This window comes from Sphaerisporangium fuscum, from assembly GCF_018531465.1.
Classification (GTDB): Bacteria; Actinomycetota; Actinomycetes; order Streptosporangiales; family Streptosporangiaceae; genus Sphaerisporangium; species Sphaerisporangium fuscum.
Genome location: NZ_JAHDTF010000029.1, coordinates 17,568 through 36,035, shown reverse-complemented (window position 1 = coordinate 36,035; position 18,468 = coordinate 17,568). Strand labels below are relative to the sequence as shown.

Below are 18,468 nucleotides of genomic sequence, written 5' to 3'. Positions count from 1 at the left end.
AAAGGAGAATGCCATGCCCGCATCCGACAAGACGCTCGACGACGTGGCCGAGCAGTTGGTCGCGATCTGGAAGAGCGTGCTGAAGACTTCGGACATCGACCCCGACAGCAACCTCCACGATCTCGGCGCGACCTCGCTGGCCGCGGTCCGGATCCGCTCCAGGGTACGAGCCCAGCTGGGCAAGGAGATCGATATTGTGGCCCTGCTCGAGCATCCCACCCCGCGCGAACTCGCCGTGCTCGTCGTGGACGCTCCCGCCTGGAGCGGCCCGCAGGCCTGGCACCAGATCGAGTGGACGCCGGGAGTCTGACATGACCGACGCGACCCCGACCGGAGAGATCACCGTCGCCTTCCGCGCCCCCGAGGCCCGGCCGAGGCTGCTGACCTGGGCGCAGCGCGAAATGTGGGCATCGGTTCTCACGTAGCCGTCCGCACCACTACTACTTCAACAGCACCCAGTTGTTCCGTGTGCCGGAGAAATGCCGGATCGAGGATATGGCCGTGGCGCTACGGCGCCTGACCGAATGCTACGAGGCGTTCCGCACCGCGATAGGCATCACCGCCGGTGGGTGTAACCATCTGGCCTTGCATGAGGTGGGCGATGATGAGATAGGGCCGGCGGAGCGGCTGAGCTACGAGTACCGAGGACGCGGCTTCGACGACGATGAGTGGCCGCTGCGTGTGGCCATGATCATTCTGTCCGGTGAACCGGCGCCCGACCAGGCGGCGGTTCTGGCGCCCGCCGTGGCGACGGACTGGGAACTGGGCGAGGTGCCGGAGCTCACCGGGCTGTTCAGGTGAGAGCGGAGAGCCGCTTCAACGTTTGGAAGACCATCTCCTGCTCGACGCCGAAGTCGACCAGGCAGGCCACCTCGTCCACGCCTGCCAGGGCCAGCTGCCGCAACCGCCGTGCGACCTCTTCCACGTCTCCGACGAGCCCGCGGCCGGAAGCGTACTTGCGGGCGGCGTAGCGGGCGAGATCATGCTTCTCCTCGTCGGTGAGCTCGTCCTCCTCCGCCTGGACGTCGCGGTCCCGCAAGTCGAGGAACTGCCGCTGGTACGTGAGCAGCGGCTCCTCGACCGCGGCCAGCGCCTGCTCCGTCGTGTCGCCCACGCACGTGTGCAGCATCAACGTGACGTGGGGGGTCCCGTCCCGGTGATGTGCGGCATACGTATCGCGGTAGATCCTGATGTTCTGTTCCAGCTGCTCGCCGTCCAGCTGGAGGAAGCCGGTCAGCACGTTGCAGCCGCGCCGGCCCGCCTCCGAGAAGGTCTCCGGCCCCGAGGTCGCGGTCAGCCACAGCGGGACGGGCCGCCGGATGGGCGCCGGATACGTCCGCACCGGCGCCTCGTCGGTGTCGAAGCGAACCTCTTCGCCGCGCCACAGCGCTCGCAAGGTGTCCACAGTGGCGAAGGTATGCTCGCGGCGCTCCTCGTACGGCACGTCGCTGAGCACGAAGTCGCCCCTGTTCCACCCGGTGGCCAACGACACGCCGGCCCGGCCGCCGGACAGCGCGTCCACCATCGCCCACTCCTCCGCCACCCGGGCGGCATGGTGCAACGGCATGACCACGCTGCCCGCGCGGACCGCGATCCTGCTGGTCCGGGCCGCCAAGGCCGCCGCCAGCACCGCGGGATTGGGAAACAGTCCGCCGAACGGATGGAAGTGCCGCTCCGGCACCCACACGGCCTCAAAGCCCAGCTCCTCCGCCAGGGCGGTGGTCTCCAGGATGAACGCGTAGCGTCCCGGAACCGCTCCGGTGTCGGCGCTGGAGAAGAAGAACACGCTCAGACGGGGCGTGCTCCTGGTCACCGGCACTCAGCTCGCCGCCTGCCCGGTGGGCACGTCACGGATGGTGGAGATGGCCGTCCACAACGTGCCGGGCGTGCGGAAGGTCTCCCCGGTGAGCAGTGCGTCGGGAAATTCGATCTCGTACGTGGTCTCGATGGCTATGAGCACCTCGATCAGTGTGAGCGAGTCCAGTCCCGCCTCACGCAGGTCGAGATCGGCCGCAATGGGCATGCCCGGTTCCAGGAGCATGAGATGCGGCCGGAGTACTGTTTCGAAAGAGTCGTCCCAGGGTTCCACCACGATGCCTCCGCTGTCAGTCATTGATGAGATGGTCGATCTCCGCGAGCTCGGCGGCGCCGAGCCGCAGGTCTGCCGCGCGGACCGCCTGCTCGATGTGTCCGGCCTGCCGGGTGCCGACGATCGCGCAGTCCACCATGCCGTTCGCCAGCGTCCATGCCACGGCCAGCTGCGGCAGGGTCACGTTCAGCTCGCCGGCTGCGAACGCCGCCAGCTTGCTCGCCGTCTTGAGGGTCTTCTCGTATCGTTCGCCCCGAAAATTGCCGGAAAAGGCCCGCCAGTCGCCAGCGAACATCTCTTTCCCGGTCAGGGCGCCCGACAGCAGGCCGTTCGCGAGCGGGGCGTAGGTCAGCACACCGATGCCCTTCCCACGGGCGAAGGGCAGGACCGTGTCCTGGGATTCTCGCCACAGAAGGTTGTAGGGAGCCTGCAGCACCTCGACCGGTCGTCCCGCGGCGAAGGCGGTCATCTGCTCGGTGTCGTAATTGGAGACGCCGACGTGGCGGATGACCCCGGCCTCGACGAACTCCTGGAGGAACCCGGCGACCTCGTCGTATGGGAAGTCGGGATCGGGCACGTGCACCAGGTAGATGTCGATGTGGTCCACGCCGAGCGAGATCAGGCTGTTCTCGATGCCGACGCGGAGCATGGCCCGGCCGGAGTCGGGGAACGGGCGGCCGTCGTCGTCGATGCCCATGCCGCCCTTCGTCACGATCACGACCTCGTCCCTACGGCGCTTCAGGTCGTCGCGCAGGGCCCGGCCGAGCACCCGCTCGGCCGCGCCCCAGCCGTAGGCGTGAGCGGTGTCGAAGACGTTCACGCCCAGGTTTCTGGAGTGCCGGATGGCGTTGATCGCCTCGTCCTCGTCGAATGTTCCCCAATGACCGCTCAGCTCCCAGGTGCCGTGCGCGATTCTCGACACCTCGAGACCGGTCTTGCCCAGAATCGTGTTCATGCCGCCCTCCCGATGGTGTGGGCCAGAGCTGTCAGGTCGCCGTTGAGCAGCCAGTGATCACCCGGCACCTGGATGGACGCGAACTCCCTCGCGGTGTGCCCGCCCCAGCCGTCGATGTCCTCATAGTGCAGAACCGGGTCGGACACGCCGGAGATCATCGTGATGGGCACGTCGAGCGGCTCCTCCTCCGTGTGCTGGTAGGTGGACAGCAGGGCATAGTCGGCGCGCAGCGCCGGCTCGAAGAGTTCGCGGAAGTCGGGCTCCGCGGCGACCCGCGCCGGTACGCCGCCGTGCGAGAGGACCTCCCGCCAGAACGCCTCGCTGTCCAGGGCGTGCAGGTCAGTGGGCGGCCGTGCCCGGTCCGGCGCCGGATATGAGGCGGCGATCAGCGCCGCGGGCGAGAGCGACCAGTCCTTGCGCAGCCGCCGGGCCACGAGAAAGGCCAGGCAGGCGCCCGAGCAGTAGCCGAACAGCACCGGCCGGTCGCGTCCCGCCAGAGCGGAGGCGAGCGCGCCGACCAGCGCGTCCAAGTCCGTGCACGGGGGCTCCAGAAATCGGGCCTGCCTGCCGGGCAGGTTCAGTCCCCAGAGCGCGATGTCGCGAGGCAGCCGGTCCGCCAGCTCGGCGAAGGTGGAGCAACCGCCTCCGGCCTGCGGAAAGGCGTAAATATGGCGGGTCGCTCCTGTGGCTGAGCGGGACAGGGGGACGAACCAGTCGGTCACCGGGCGACACCGCCCCCTTGAGCCCGCCGTACGCGGGCGGTGGTTCGGCGCGATCTCTTTGATGGACGCATGGGGAAATCCTTGGTGAGGATGTGGTGCGGCGGCACGTCCCCTAATCCGGGCTCACTGGTGCTCCCAAGCCAGGCTGCGCAGGCGGCGGAGCGAGGCGCCGCGCCTGAGCTTCGCCTCCAGAGTCCCCGTGCCGACCATCAGCAGCCGCCCGCCTGCCTGACCCGCCCGGATGACCGGCTCGTAGAACGTCAGGTTGGCGTACAACGCCGCGTCCCTGACTGCCGGATGCGTGTAGTCACACCCCCAGCAGCGAACCCGCCACACGGATCCAACCTGCCAGAGCACGGTGAAGGCGACCGGACGGCCACAGTCGTGGACGACCAGCGCCGTGCCGCATTCGGCCATCGCCAGTGCGGTGGAGGACAGGAACAGCTCCTCCCATTCAGCGCTGGCGTTCGCGTCGTACTTGCGCTCCACCTGCGTGAGCAGCGGTTCCAGCTCGACCGCGTCCATGGCGGGCACGACGCTGAGCTCGAGTCCGCTGTCCAGGAACCGCCTGCGTTCGCGGCGGGCCTGCTTCCTGCCGTTCCGGGACAGCGTGGCGACATATGCCTCGAACGAGGCGAACGGCAGCTCGAAATAGGCTTCCTGGCGTTCTCCCGGCCAGGCGGCCTCGGGCAGGAACGGGCGCACCAGCTCGAACTGCGCGTCGTCGGCGTGCATCAGGCAGGCGATGCCATGCCCCTGTGCGCTGTCCAGCGTCAGGGCCCTGGCGATCAGCTCGCCCGCCGTCTCTGGCCGCGTCGTCAGGAGAGAGGGGATCGAGCCGTCGCTCCCGAGCAAGAGCGCGCTGGACCAGTGCGGCAGGTCCGCGAAGAGACCCGTGACCATGCGAGGTGGCGCGAACGCCCGGGAGACCGGGTAGACGGGCAGGAACCCAATGACGTCGTCGGCCTCTCGCGCGATCACGTAGAAGGTCCGCAGGCCGTGGTACTGGCGGATGAGCTCGATGCGATGCAGCTCGCGAGCCTCTTGCGAGGAGATCGGGCCAGGCCGGTCCCCAGTGATCGCACGGTCGCCGAAGATCGCGGTCACTACCTCGACCTCTGTGCCCTTCCTCATAAGGGTCTCATAGTGCCTGCCCACGGACGGGTGGACAGGTCCCGCAAAGGTGCGACAGGTGCCGGCCCGGTATCGAGAGTTACGGTGCGGCGGTGAGCCCAGGGTCCGAGTAGAAGGGGCGCGATGGCGTCTGACATTCAGGATCGGCGCGCCGATCTCGTGGCGATCGCCGGCGGGTGGGGATTGTGGCGACTGGCCGCGCTCCGCTCCGCCGGCCTGCCGTGCGGGCTGCTGGATCCGCTGGCTCCCGCGCAGGTGAGCCTGCCGCCCGGGGCGGCCCGCGACGAGGCCGTCAACGCCGCCACCGGTGCGGCGATCGACTCGCTTCTGTCTGATCCTGTCGTGCGCACCGCCATGACGTGGCAGAACCCCCGCGCGGTGGACAACTGGATCGGCCGGCACGTCGCCTCGCTTGGCCGGACCGGGCCTGTTCGCCGTCGCAAAAGGGAGGCACTGGTCGCCCGCTATGTACAGCGGTACTGCGTCAAGAACGACACCATCGGCTTCTTCGGCCCGGTGGCGTGGGCGAGGCTGGGGGAGTCCGAGACGCGGACCAGCGGGGACACGACCATCCGGTCCTCTCGCGTGTGCTTCGAGGTGTGGGCGGTCGAGGCCGTCGTGCGGTCGTGGAACCGGGATCCGGCGCTACGTGCCCACCTGCCCGTGCGGCTCGATCCCGCGTGCACGCTCAGTGACGGGGCGATCTGGCGCCCGCGCCGGCCGCCGCTTGCGTGCGTGGAGCCGATGGGTCGCGTCATTCGGGCGCTGACCCCGGATGTCTCCCTCGGAAATCTCGTACAGCGTTGCGGTCCGGAGTCCGAGCAGACGGTGACAGAACTGGAGCGGCAGGGAGTCCTGAAGATCGGCTTTCGCGTGCCCCTGGACAGTGCCCCGGAGCAGCACGTGAGACGCCAGGTGGCGACCGTGACGGATCCGGACGTGCGGCGCCGGCTCGCCGAGGTGCTCGACGGGCTGGAGCGGGCCCGCGACGAGGTGGCCGCGGCCGGGCAGGATCCCGAACGCCTGCGTGTCGCGCTGGCCGAGGTGGACCGCCGCCTCGCGGAAGCCACGGACGGTGCCCTCGGGCAGGAACGCGTGGCGGGGCGGCGTACCCCCTTGTACCTGGACTGCCGCCGGAATCTGGACGCGACGATCGCCTCCTCGTTGCTCGACACGTTGAGCGGGCCGCTCTCGGTGTTGCTGGACAGCGCCCGCTGGCTGGCGGGTCAGGTGGGCGAGGTCGTCGAGCAGGAGCTGCGCCGCTGCTATCGGGAGTTGAGGACACGACGGGCGGATGTCACGATGGCCGATCTCCAGTTCGCCGCCGGTGAGCTCCTCAGCACAGGGGCGAAGGAGATCCCGGACGTGCTGGCCGATTTCCAGCTCAGGTGGGCGGAGATCCTCCCGCCCGGGGACAGGGACCTGATCGTGCCGGAAGGTCACGCGCGTGAGCTCGCCGACCGGCTCTTTCCTGCTTCCGGACGGTTGTGGGCGGCGGCGAGGGTGCACAGCCCCGATCTGCTGCTCTGGCGGACGGCCGAAGGAGACCGCTGGGTGCTCGGCGAGCTCCATGTCGCGCTGAACACCTTGGAGAGCCGCGTCTTCCGCACCCAGGCCGACGATCCCGGTGAGCTCCTGCGCGCCGTGGCCGCCGACCATCCGGGAGGCAGGATCGTACCTATCTACCCGAACGATTCCCCCGCTGTCAGCTCACGCACCTATCCGCCTCTCGCCCTCGACCCGCCCGGCCACTACCGCTACTGGTCGTACGGCTCGGACGAGGGGCATCCGTCCGGCGCACCTAGCACCCCGGCCACCGGCCTGCTCGTCATGGAGCGGGACGGCGAGCTGGTGGCTGTGGCCGAGGCAGACCGTTGGGCGGCGCCCGTCCTGGAGGTGTTCGGAGAATTTCTCAGCGCCCTGGTGGTCAACCTGTTCAAGATCAGGGCGCCCGGGCGGCACAGCTTCCGGGCGGCCATCGGTGACCTGACCGTCTGCCGCCGGTCATGGCGCGTCCAAGCGGCGCAGGCCCCGCTGCGGACGAGAGCCGTGGACCCCGGCCACGACCGGATGCGCGCCTACCTCTCAGGGCTCGGCGTGTCCAGGCACGTGTTCGCGCGCATACCCGGTCAGGCCAAACCTTTCTATGCGGACCTCCGCTCGCCGGTGCTGATGGACAACCTCGTTCGGGTACTCAGGACCGCAGACCACGTGGATCTCGTCGAAATGCTCCCAGGGCCGGGCGAACTGTGGCTCACCGATCCCGCGGGCCGGGCCTACACCTCTGAGCTGCGCGTCGTGGCCGTCGATCCCACGCCGGCGCCGGTCGTCTCCTGGCCCGCTCCGCGGACGGGTCCGGCATGACGCGCGAAACCACGTTGCCGCGCGGCTGCGCGATCGAAGTGCTCGAGACCATCGAGGAGGTCGACCGGCTGCTCCCCAAGCGTGGCACACCGCTCGTGCCCGAGCAGGCCCTCCGCGAGCTGGACCGCAGGCAGCTCATCCGTGAGTTGAACGGCCTGCCGACTCTTTACGTGGTCGCCGTCGACGGAGCTGGGCTGGCGGGCCTGGTTCCGATCTATCCGACACCCGGCGGGTTCTTCGAGAGCGAGCAGGCGGCCGTGCTGTTCGGCGAGTCGGACCGGTTCACCTGGAGCTCCGTATCCTTGATCGGGTCGGACGGCGTGACGCCGAACATGATGACGGCCCGCATCTCCCTGCTCCCGGCCCTGCTCCGTGTCGCCTGGACGGTGGCGGGCCGGTATCGTCCCGAGCTCATCAGCGCGCCCCTCCTCGACGAGGAGCAGCACGCGGCGGTCCGGTCGGCGCTGCCCCCGGGCCCGGCCAGGCTCGCCTGCCGCGACGAGGCGTATTTCGACCTCCCATACACCTCGTTCAGTGAATACGTGGCGGCGCTGCCGAAGCAGCGTCGCCGTCAGGTGCGGTCGCAACGCCGTGCGTTGCTGGAATCCGGCCTGACCGTGCGCTCGGTACCGCCACTGGAAGCCGTGGAGGCGGTGCTGCCCCTCCTGGCTCAAGTGGAGCGAAAGTACGGCACCACCGCGACGGAGGACGAGATGCGCCAGTACCTCACCTCGACCTCGATCGCGATGGGAGCGCACTGCTCCATGCTCGTGGCGTTCGACGGACAGGCCCCCGTGGCATTCGTGACCCTGTGGGATGCGGGTCCGCACTGGCGGACCCGGGCATGGGGGTGCGACTACGGCCATCCGGCGGTGCGGGAACAGGCGCTGTACTTCAACCTCACCTTCTTCGAGCCGATCGAGCGGGCCATCGCCGCCGGAGTGCGCCGGGTCTATGTCGGGGCCGAGGCGTTGGAGGCCAAGCGCAGGCGCGGTGCCTCGGTCCGGCGGCTGCGCAGCCTTGGCTGGGAGGGGGACATCGTTGCGCAACGATGACCGGCTTGAGCTGGTACATCACCTGTTCGCCACGGTGGCGCAGGAGCGGGCCGATCAGACGGCGCTCGTCGCGGGCTCTGTCACATTGACGTACGGGGAACTGGCGGCGAGGGCCTTCCGGCTGGCCCATCGGTTGCGCGCGGCCGGAGCGGGACCGGATGCGCCTGTCGCGGTGGTGGCGGACAAGGGCGGGGCAGACTGGATCGTCGCGGTGCTGGGCGTGTGGGCGTCCGGCGCGGCGTACCTGCCCATCGATCCGGACACGCCGGCGGGGCGGGTGGAGCCCATGATCCGAGGTGCGGCGCCGGTCGCCGTCGTCGGTCCGCCCGGGCCGTGGGACGGCCTGGTACCGCATCGACTTCCGGCTTCGGCGGGCGACGAACTTCCCCTTCCGGGCTCGCCGAACGCCCCGGCGTCATCGATGCCCGCTGTCGAGATGAGCGCCGATCGGCTCGCCTACATCATCCACACCTCGGGGTCGACGGGCGAGCCTAAGCCGGTGTCCGTGCCGCACAGGGCACTCGCCTGCGTTTACCGGGCCTGGGAGGAATGCTACGAACTCACGCCGGAGCCGCGTGCCGTGCTGCAAGGGGCCGGCGCGGCGTTCGACGTGCACGTCGGTGACATCGCCAGGGCTCTGCTGTCCGGCGGTCGGCTGGTGCTGTGCCCCACGCATGTGCTCCTCGACCCGCCCGCCCTGCACGCGCTGATCGAACGTGAGTCGATCGACCTGATGGAGCTGACGCCGTCAGTGTGGCGGCTGCTCGTGTCATGGCTGGAGAAGACCGGGCAAAGCCTGCCATCCGTGCGCCTGGCCATCTCCGGCGGCGAGCAGTGGACGGCCGCCGAGTACCGCCGCCTGCGAGGCGTGACCGGTCAGCTCACCCGCATCGTCAATTCGTACGGGGTGGCCGAGGCCGCTGTCGACAGCACCTGGCACGAGGTCACCGACGACACGCTCGACGGCGACCTCGTCCCCATCGGCAAGCCCTTTCCCGGTGTCACGGCACTCGTGCTCGGTGAGGACCTGGCACCGGTGCCCCCCGGGCTTCCCGGCGAGCTGTTCCTGGCGGGAGACGGGCTCGCGCGCGAGTACCTCGGCCGCCCTGCGGCCACCGCCGAACGCTTCGTCCCGCTGACCGGAGGAGGGGCCGGGCAGCGCATGTACCGCACCGGCGACCTGGTGCGCCTGCGGTCCGACGGCGTCTTGACCCATCTGGGCCGCCTCGACGACGAGGTCAAGGTCCGCGGCGTCCGATTCCAGCTAGGGTCGGTGGAGGCGGTGCTGGCTCGCCACCCCCAGGTGCGAGCCGTCGCCGTCGCCCGAGCCTCACGCGGCGACCACCACATGCTCGTCGCCCATGTGGTTCCGACATCACCGGCCGCCGGGCTAGCCGAACGGATCCGGCGGTTCGCGGCCCGCGAACTGCCCAGCGCCATGGTTCCTGCCGAAGTCGTGATCACCTCGTCGTTGTGGCTGACCCCAGCGGGCAAGCTGGACCGCCGCGCGTTGCCGTCGACGCCGGTGCAGGGGGTGCCGGCCCCGGATGAGCCGGTCCAGGCGGCGTCAGCCCAGGACATGCCGGATGGGTACCACGGGATCGGCGTCCGGCCCGGTACGGCTCCGGCAGGGCGGACGGCCACCGAGGAGGTGGTGATCAGGGCCTGGACGGAGGTGCTGGGCAGCCCGCCGGCCAGTCTTGAGGAGGACTTCTTCCAGGCGGGCGGTGACTCTCTGGCCGCCGCCTGGCTGGCACTAACCCTGCGAAACGCGTGCGGGGCCGACGCCTCCGCCGCCGCCGTGTACGGCGCTCCCACCGTCGTCGAGTTGGCGCGCCACCTCGACGGCCTGCCCCCGGCGGAGCCCGTCACGTCGGCGAGCGGTCATCGGCCGTCACCTCATCAGCGGCGGCTGTGGACGGTGCACCGGCTGAACCCGGGTGACCCGTCCTACAATTTGCCCACCCTCCTGCGCCTGCGTGGCCGCCTGCGCGAAGATGTGCTTCGCCAGGCCCTGGACCTGCTCGTGGCCCGGCACGACGCGCTGCGCACGAGATTCGCGGACGGCGCGGACGAGCTTGAAACCCACGTCGAAACCGATGTGACGGTGCCGCTGGACGTCATCGAGGCACCCGAAAGCGGGCCCGATCCGGTGGAAGCCGCCGTTCTGCGCCCGTTCGACCTGGGTGCGGCCCCGCTGTGTCGTGCGACGCTGGTACGCCGCGGCCCCGACGAGCACGATCTCGTGTTCGTGGCGCACCACGTGGTGTTCGACGGCTGGTCGGAACGGATCCTCGTGCGCGAGCTGGGTGAGATCTACTCGGCGCTGGCCAGTGGCGCGCGTCCGGTACCTGAGCCCGTCCGCAGGAGCTACGCCGACTTCGCGGCCTGGCAGAACAGGCGCCTGCAGGACGGCCACGGCCAGGCCGCACGCGACTACTGGCGCTCCACGCTCGCCTCACCTCCCGCGCTCCTCGACCTGCCCGAGCCACCTCAGCGGTCGCGAGCCGGGCTCGCCGGAAGGACGACACGCGACCTTGGGGCGGACCTGTCCGACCAGGTGCGCGCCGTCGCCCGGGCGCATGGCGCCACCCCGTACGCCGCACTGCTGGCCGCCCTGGCCGCCCTCTTGAGCCGCTGGTCGGGACAGGACGACCTGGTGATCGGCGGCCCGTTCGGTGACCGCGACCGCCCGGAGAACGCCCACCTGGTGGGCTTCTGCGTCAGCACGCTGCCCCTTCGCATGGCCGTACCCGCCGAGGCCGCCTTCAGCGAGGTGCTGCGCGCGGCCCGGCGTACGGTGGCGGAGGCCATCGCCCATGCCGATGTGCCGTTCGACCAGATCGTCGCCGATCTCGGGCTGGCGGGAGGCGGCGGGCGCAATCCGCTGTTCAGGGTCTGGCTCAACCTACTGGGCCGATCTGTCGAGCCCCCCTCCATGGCGGGGCTGGAAGTGGAGGTCGCCGAGCCGCCGCTGCCCGGAGCGCTGTTCGACCTGGGGATCTACGTCACCGACCGAGCCGACGGCTATCGGCTGGAGGCGGTGTACGACCAGGGGAGGCTGGACTCCGCGCATGTCGCGGAGCTGCTGGAACAGCTCTCGCTCTTGTTGGCCGCGGCCTGCGCGAGCCCCGAAACGCCCTTGGCCGCCCACGACCTGCGTACCGGACCGGCCGCCGAGATCTTGCCCAAGGGTACGGCAGACCTGCGGGAAGACGTGCCGGAACTCCTCCCTGAACTGTGGCGACGCGGCCGGGAGCAGCCGTCCGCACCTGCCGTACGGGATCGCGACGGTGTGCTGACCTTCGCCGATCTGTACGCCGCCGCGGCGGCGTGGACACGGACGCTGACGGCGACCGGTACGGGAGAGGACCAGGTCGTCGCCGTCCACGGGGCCCGCGTTGCAGGCCTGGTGCCCGCCCTGCTCGGGATCCTGGCCACCGGGGCACGCTTCACCGTGCTGGACTCGGACCACCCGCGATCCCGCCTCGCCGAGCAACTGGCCGCGGCCGGCGTCCGTCTCGGAGCAGAGCTGACTGGTACCCCCGCGGCCGCATTGCCCGGTCCGGACGTGCGGTGGATCGCCACCCCCGACGCGGCCGCGCGAAAGATCACGGATCCTGGGCCTGACGGACCGGGAACTCCGCTGCCGGACACCGCAGCCTACGTGGCCTTCACATCGGGCACGACAGGCGCGCCCCGGGGAATCAGCGCCGACACGCGGCCGCTGGCGCACTTCCTCGATTGGTACGTCCGGCGATACCGGCTCGGCCGTCACGACCGCTTCGCGCTCGTTTCGGGGATCGCTCACGACCCGCTGCTACGCGATATCCTCGCACCCCTCTGGGCGGGAGCCACGCTTTGCGTGCCGCCCACCGAACTGATGCGGGATCCGGCCGCGCTCAGAGGGTGGTTGCGCGACGAGGGAGTGACGGTCCTCCACGTCACCCCGGCGCTGTGCCGGATGCTGGCGCTGCCTGAGCGGGCGCCGGTTCCGGAACGGGTCCGGCTGGTCTGCTGCGCGGGCGACTCGCTGAGCGGGCGCGACCTACTTGACATCGCCTCGTGGGCTCCGTCGGCGCAGATCGTCAACGGCTACGGCGCCACCGAGACGCCGCAACTCGCCGGCGCGTACGACGTGCGCTCGGGAGACGCTGCCCTGGAGCGCGTGCCCGTGGGCTCGGGCATCCCCGGCTTCGAACTGCTCGTACTCCGGCCCGGCGGCCGTCCCGCGGGAATAGGCGAGCGCGGCGAGATCGTCGTGCGCAGTCCGTACCTCGCCCTGGGCTACCTGCGGGAAGAGGGCGGCTTCCACGCGGACCCCGTGCCCGAGCACCGGCGCTTCGCCACGGGAGATCTGGGCCGCTATGGTCCCGACGGCTTGGTCACGGTCCTGGGGCGGTCCGACGATCAGGTCAAGGTCCGCGGCCATCGCGTCGAGCTCGGCGAGGTGGACGTCCGGCTGCGGGAGTGCCCAGGTGTGAAGGACGCGGCCGGCGCCGTGCGCGTGGGCGCCGACGGCGAAAGCCGGATCGTCGCCTACGTGGTCCCCGACGCCTCCCAGCCTGTCTCCGATGTGCGGGAGCGGCTGCGCCGCACGCTGCCCGATCACATGCTGCCCTCGTCCGTGGTGGCCGTGGAGCGTATTCCGCTCACCCTCAACGGCAAGGTCGACCGTGCCGCGCTCGCGGTCGCGCCCCGCCTCCCGCAGCCGGGCCGCTCCCAGGAGGTCGCCACAGGGCTGGAGCGGCTGGTCGCGTCGATCTGGCAGGGCGTCCTGGGCGCGGAGCACGTACCCCTGCATCAGAACTTCTTCGACCTGGGAGCCGACTCGATGTCGATGATCCGCGCCCACGTGGCCCTGGAGCGAGAGCTGGGTCGCAAGATCCCCCCGACTGCGCTGTTCGCCCACCCGAACGTACACCACCTGGCGGCCTTCCTGGCGTCCGGAGAGGTCGCCCTCGATGACGTCACCCGGTCTCGCGCTGAGCTAGGCGGGCTGCGTGCCAGGCGACTCGCGGCCCGTGACACCGCGGTGTCCAAGAAAGGACGAGCATGAGATCGAACCCAGACGACTGCGTCGCCGTCATCGGACTCGCGGGCCGCTTCCCCGGAGCTCGCGATGTGGAGCAGTTCTGGCAGAACCTCGACGAGGGGCACGAGGCGGTCACCTTCCTCTCCGATGAGGAACTGCTGGCCGCGGGTGTGTCCCCGCGCCTGCTGGCGGACCCCCGCTATGTCGGAGCGGCGGCGCAGGCATCCGACCTCGACATGTTCGATGCCGGCTTCTTCGGGTTCACACCACGGGACGCGACCGTACTCGATCCACAGATCCGCCTCTTCCTCGAGGTCGCGCATTCGGCCATCGAGCACGCCGGGTACGACCCGTACCGGGTCGGCGGCGAAGTCGGCGTCTTCGGCACGGCGGGTGACAGCCGTTACCGCGACGCCCTCCCGAGCCAGGCGCTCGACGCCGTCGCCGGAGGTATGGCGGCCGGCGCGCTGACGCAGGGAGACTACCTCTCGACCCACCTGTCGTACCGTTTCGGCTTCCGCGGGCCCTCGCTGACCGTGAGTACCGCGTGCTCCAGCTCGGCGGTTGCCGTCCACCTGGCCTGTCAGGCGCTGCGCACGGGCGAATGCGACGTGGCCGTGGCTGGCGGCGCCGCGGTCGAGGCGCCGCTTCACCACGGCTACCGCTGGGATCCCGACGGACCGCTGTCCAGGGACGGGCACGTCCGCCCGTTCGACGCGCGAGCCAGTGGCACCGTGTTCGGCATGGGCGGCGGCGCCGTCGTGCTCAAGCGGCTGAGCGACGCGCTCGCGGACCGCGATCACATCTGGGCCGTCGTACGCGCCTCCGCCATGAACAACGACGGCGCGGCGAAGGCCGGCTTCTCGGCTCCCAGCGTCGCCGGCCAGGTCGCCGTCATCCGCGAGGCCATGACGCTCGCCGAGGTCACCACGACCGATGTGTCCTACATCGAGGCGCACGCCACGGGCACGCTGCTCGGCGATCCGATCGAAGTGGCCGCCCTGAGCCGGGCCTACCGGTCGATGAACTGGCAGGGCCAGGCGGGTGGCCTGGTCCTGTCATCCGTCAAGGGGAACGTGGGCCACCTCGGGCACGCGGCGGGCGTGACATCGCTGATCAAGCTGGCGCTCTGCCTGGAGCACGGCCGTCGGGCCGCGACCGTGAACTTCACCGACGCGAATCCCCGGCTGGAGCTGGACGAGACGCCGTTCACGGTCAGCGGGACGACGCTGCCATGGGACAGGCGGGCCGAGCGTCCCCGTGTAGCGGCCATGAGCTCACTCGGCATCGGCGGCACCAACGTGCACCTGGTCGTCCAGGAAGGCCCGGATACGGTGCGCACGGTGGCGCCGGAGCGGCCACGCGTGGTGATCTGGTCGGCGCGTGACGACGCGACCCTGCACGCGTATGAGCAGCGGCTGGCGGCGCACCTGCGCAGGCACGGTGAGCGGAACTTCGCCGACATGACCGGCACCCTGCAGGACGGCCGGACGCCGCACCCGGTCCGCGCCGCCCTGGTGGCGCACAGCGCGGAGGAGAGCGCCGAGGCCCTGCATGCGGGCAGGGTCGTCCGCGGCCCTACCGGCGCTTCCCCGCGGCCTGTGGCATTCCTGTTTCCCGGGCAAGGGGCGCGGCACACGCGCATCGCGGCCGGGCTGTACGGCGTGGACGAGACCTTCAGCGCCACCATGGACACCTGCCTCGACCTGGTCGCCGGGCACGGCCTGCACCTGCGTGACGCCTGGCTCTCCGGCGACGAGCCGGCGCAGCCGCTGCTGCTCATGGTGGAGTACGCGTTGGCCGCGATGTGGCGGGCCTGGGGAATCGAGCCCGGCGTGGTGGTCGGCCACAGCCTGGGCGAGCTCACCGCGGCGACCGTGGCCGGCGTCTTCGACCTGCCCTCCGCGATACGGCTCGTCGCGGCCAGAGCCGAGGCGATGGCCGCGATGTCGCGAGGGCGGATGCTGGCCGTGGCCGCTCCCGTGGAGCGAATCGAGAATGGGCTCCCGGACGGCGTGAGCGTGGCGGTCGTGAACGGCCCGCGGCAGACGGTGCTCGCCGGAACCGCCGACCAGATCGAGGACGCGCGCCGGAAGCTACGCTCGGAGGGGCTCGCCTGCACGCCGGTGGCTACCTCGTACGCCTTCCACAGCCCGCTCATGACGCCTGCCGTGGAACGCTTCGCCGCGGCCTTCGACGGAGTGACCCTCCGAGAGCCGATCGTGCCCCTCATCTCGGCCACCACCGGCGAGCGGGTGACGTCGGAGGCCCGCGACCCCATGTTCTGGGCCGAGCAGATCGTGCGACCCGTCCGATTCGACCGGGCGATGACGCGACTGCTGGCCGACGAGGGCCGGGTGCTGCTGGAGGTCGGACCCGGCAGGACGCTCACATCTCTGGCACGGGCGCACCCGTCCGCGCCCCTTGCCTTGCCGACGCTCGGGCAGGGGCCCGATCACGAGTCCGCACTGGCCGCCGCGGCGACGCTCTGGGCGGAAGGGCACGAGGTGGATTGGCTGGCGGTACGGCAACGGGAGCCGGTCCATCGCACAGCGGTGCCAGGCTACCCCTACCGGCGCGCCCGCCACTGGCCGCAGGCCCGTCCCGAACCGCCCGTGCATGAGCCCTCGGCCCTGACCCTTCCTGCCTGGGTCGAGCGGCCTTGCCCGCCCGGGCCTGCGGGTGACGGCACCGCCCTGGTGCTCCTGCCCCACGACGCGGACGTCTCCCTCCTCAGCGTGGCGGCCCTGCGACGAGCCGGCCACCGGGTGGCGATCGTACGCCCGGGCGCGGGATTCGCCGAGGTCGACGAGGAGTTCAGGATGCGTCCGGGCCATGATGGGGACCTGGACAGGGTGCTCTCCGTCCTGGCCGCCCGGGGGGCCGAGCCGGGGCTGCTGGTGCATGCACTGGCGCTGGCCCCTTGGGAGCAGCCCTCGACCGCCACCGTGGACGAGCAGCTCGTCGAGACGTACCACAGCCTGACCTGCATGGCACAACGCGCAGCCAGGCGACCGGTGCCGCCACGCCTGCTGGTGCTGGCGGGGCGATCGGCCGACGTGACGGGAGGCGAACCGCTCGATCCGGCCAAGGCCACCCTGCACGGCGCCGTGCGCACGCTGTCGCTGGAGGCTCCCGAGCTCGGCGCCCGGCTCATCGACGTGGCCCACCCGGCGTCCGCGGACGAGCTGGCCGACGCGATCACCGCGTCCGCCGAGACTGTGATCGCCGTGCGGGGCAGCAGGACCTGGGTGCGCACCGAGCGCGCGTACCGGCCACGACCCGGCGCAGGGGTCGTCCGCCACGATGGTGTCTACGTGCTCACCGGCGGGCTCGGCGGCCTCGGCCTGGTCGTCGCCCGCGGGCTGGCCCGCACGGGGCTGCGGCCCACGCTCGTCCTCGCCAGCCGGAACGGGCCAGCCGGCGAGTGGCAGCGGCGGGAGATCGCCGCGCTGGAGACCATGGGTGCCCGGGTCAGCGTCGAGAAGTGCGACGTAACCGACCGGCGCGCGGTCCGCCGCCTGCTCGACCTGGTCCGCACCCGGCACGGCGAGGTGAACGGCGTCGTGCACCTCGCCGGCGTGCCTGGCGACGGCATGCTCTTGGTACGGCCGAGGGCGGCGGCGGAATCCGTGCTGCGCCCCAAGGTGCACGGCACCCTGGCCCTGGTGGAGGCGCTCGACGGCCGGCCGATGCCGGACTTCGTGGTGTTCTTCTCCAGCCGGGCCGCGTTGGGCGGACTCGTGGGCGGTGCCGACTACGCCGCGGCCAACGCCTTCATGGATGCACAGGCCGCGGAGTTGACCAGGAGGGGAATACCGGTGCTGAGCCTGAACTGGCCGTCCTGGCACACGGTCGGGATGGCGGCGAGAGGCCAGGTCTGGAAGACCGTGCTCGACCCGGCAACCTGCCCGATCCTGGCCGAGCACCGCATCGGGGGCGTGCCCACCCTGCCGGGGACCGGTCACCTCGACCTCGCCATCCGCGCCTTCAGGGAGACCGTCGGCCCGCCCGACATACCAGTGCGCCTGGACGAGGTGGTGTTCCGGCAGATGTTGAGCACTGAGGGGGCTCGCGAGCTGGAGGTGTCCTTCCGGCCGCAGGCCGAGGCGTGGGCATTCGAGATCCGGTCGAGACCGCCCGGCGACGGCGGGCCCACTCTGCACGTGACCGGTTCCATCCGGCCCTGCGTCACGTCGCCGTCCCGCCTCGACCCCGCCGAATGGGCCGCGCTGCTGAAGCCGCTGGAGAGTCCCGGTGAGGGGATCGCGGACGTCGGACCACGCTGGGACAACCAGATGGCCTCAGGTCGTGGGGCGTCCGGTGAACTCTTCGTCGAGCTGGCCCTGCCGCCCGCATTCCAAGAGGAGCTGACGCGCCACGCCACCCATCCGGCGCTGTTGGACAACGCGCTCTCCGCTGCCCGTGTGCCCGGTGTGGACGAGCCACACCTGCCGTTCCGGTGCGGATCCCTGGAGCTGTACGAGGACCTGCCCGCTCACGTGATCAGCCGCATCCGGCGCAGGCGGGCGGGCGGCGGTCTGATCGTGGCGGACGTGGACGTGTACGGCGGGGACGGCCGGCCGGTGGCCAGCGTCAGCGGCTACACCATGCGCGAGGTGGACCTCTCGCGGCTGCCGCGGAACCCGGACCCGGCCGGCTTCTCGGGGCTGAACCCAGACGAGGGCGAACGGCTGTTCATGGCGCTGCTGGAGGGGCGGCACCCGTACCAGGTCGCCATCGCGCCGCACCAGGACGGCAAGCCGGTGCGGCCGACCGATGCTCGGCCTGCCCCGCTGGCCGCGCCCATCGGGCCCGTACTCCGCCGGCCGGCCGACGGCGTGCCTGAGGTCCCCTCGGACGGCTCTGCCGCGCGGGACGAAGCCGCTTCCGTACGGGAGCGGCTGGCGGCGCTGTGGACCGAGGTACTCGGGCACCAGGGAATCGGTGCCGATAGCGACTTCTTCGAGCTCGGCGGCAACTCGCTGACCGCGGTCGAGCTCATGTCTCGCATACGCGACGAGTTCGGTGTGCAGATGAGCATCGTGGCGATGTTCGACCATCCCACAGTCGGCGCGCTGGCCGAGTCCCTCACGGAGAAAGGGGAGGTGTGA

General features: G+C 70.9%; 11 protein-coding genes. 6 read left to right on the top strand and 5 right to left on the bottom strand.

Annotated elements, in window-relative coordinates; genetic code table 11:
* The first annotated feature begins 13 nt into the window (after positions 1-13).
* Positions 14-310, top strand: coding sequence for an acyl carrier protein (locus KIK05_RS32945; RefSeq protein ID WP_214414750.1), 297 nt, complete (start codon positions 14-16; stop codon positions 308-310).
* A gap of 191 nt (positions 311-501) precedes the next feature.
* Positions 502-801: a hypothetical protein gene (locus KIK05_RS32940; protein ID WP_214414749.1), complete on the top strand. Its 300-nt coding sequence runs from the start codon at positions 502-504 to the stop codon at positions 799-801.
* Here the strand turns inward: KIK05_RS32940 and KIK05_RS32935 are convergent.
* The 5 genes from KIK05_RS32935 to KIK05_RS32915 all read right to left on the bottom strand — a co-directional run bounded on the left by KIK05_RS32935 (position 794) and on the right by KIK05_RS32915 (position 4,900).
* A complete protein-coding gene (locus KIK05_RS32935; RefSeq protein ID WP_214414748.1) occupies positions 794-1,813 on the bottom strand; it encodes a MupA/Atu3671 family FMN-dependent luciferase-like monooxygenase in 1,020 nt (339 codons plus the stop codon). The genes KIK05_RS32940 and KIK05_RS32935 overlap by 8 nt on opposite strands.
* A gap of 6 nt (positions 1,814-1,819) precedes the next feature.
* Complete coding sequence (locus KIK05_RS32930) at positions 1,820-2,113, bottom strand: phosphopantetheine-binding protein (protein ID WP_214414747.1); 294 nt, start codon at positions 2,111-2,113, stop codon at positions 1,820-1,822.
* Entirely contained in the window at positions 2,106-3,044 is a 939-nt protein-coding gene (locus tag KIK05_RS32925) for an aldo/keto reductase (protein ID WP_214414746.1), read from the bottom strand. The genes KIK05_RS32930 and KIK05_RS32925 overlap by 8 nt, the downstream gene beginning before the upstream one ends.
* Positions 3,041-3,766, bottom strand: a complete 726-nt coding sequence (locus KIK05_RS32920) for a thioesterase II family protein (protein ID WP_214414745.1) — start codon at positions 3,764-3,766, stop codon at positions 3,041-3,043. The genes KIK05_RS32925 and KIK05_RS32920 overlap by 4 nt, the downstream gene beginning before the upstream one ends.
* Before the next feature lie 123 nt (positions 3,767-3,889).
* Positions 3,890-4,900: a GNAT family N-acetyltransferase gene (locus KIK05_RS32915; protein WP_214414744.1), complete on the bottom strand. Its 1,011-nt coding sequence runs from the start codon at positions 4,898-4,900 to the stop codon at positions 3,890-3,892.
* A gap of 123 nt (positions 4,901-5,023) precedes the next feature.
* Here KIK05_RS32915 and KIK05_RS32910 point away from each other — a divergent pair, with 123 nt between their 5' ends.
* The 4 genes from KIK05_RS32910 to KIK05_RS32895 are packed head-to-tail and all read left to right on the top strand — an operon-like array spanning position 5,024 to position 18,468.
* Complete coding sequence (locus tag KIK05_RS32910; RefSeq protein ID WP_214414743.1) at positions 5,024-7,264, top strand: lantibiotic dehydratase; 2,241 nt, start codon at positions 5,024-5,026, stop codon at positions 7,262-7,264.
* Positions 7,261-8,319: a GNAT family N-acetyltransferase gene (locus KIK05_RS32905; RefSeq protein ID WP_214414742.1), complete on the top strand. Its 1,059-nt coding sequence runs from the start codon at positions 7,261-7,263 to the stop codon at positions 8,317-8,319. Before KIK05_RS32910 ends, KIK05_RS32905 begins: the two co-directional genes overlap by 4 nt.
* Positions 8,306-13,378: a non-ribosomal peptide synthetase gene (locus KIK05_RS32900; RefSeq protein WP_214414741.1), complete on the top strand. Its 5,073-nt coding sequence runs from the start codon at positions 8,306-8,308 to the stop codon at positions 13,376-13,378. The genes KIK05_RS32905 and KIK05_RS32900 overlap by 14 nt, the downstream gene beginning before the upstream one ends.
* Positions 13,375-18,468, top strand: a complete 5,094-nt coding sequence (locus KIK05_RS32895) for a type I polyketide synthase (protein WP_214414740.1) — start codon at positions 13,375-13,377, stop codon at positions 18,466-18,468. The genes KIK05_RS32900 and KIK05_RS32895 overlap by 4 nt, the downstream gene beginning before the upstream one ends.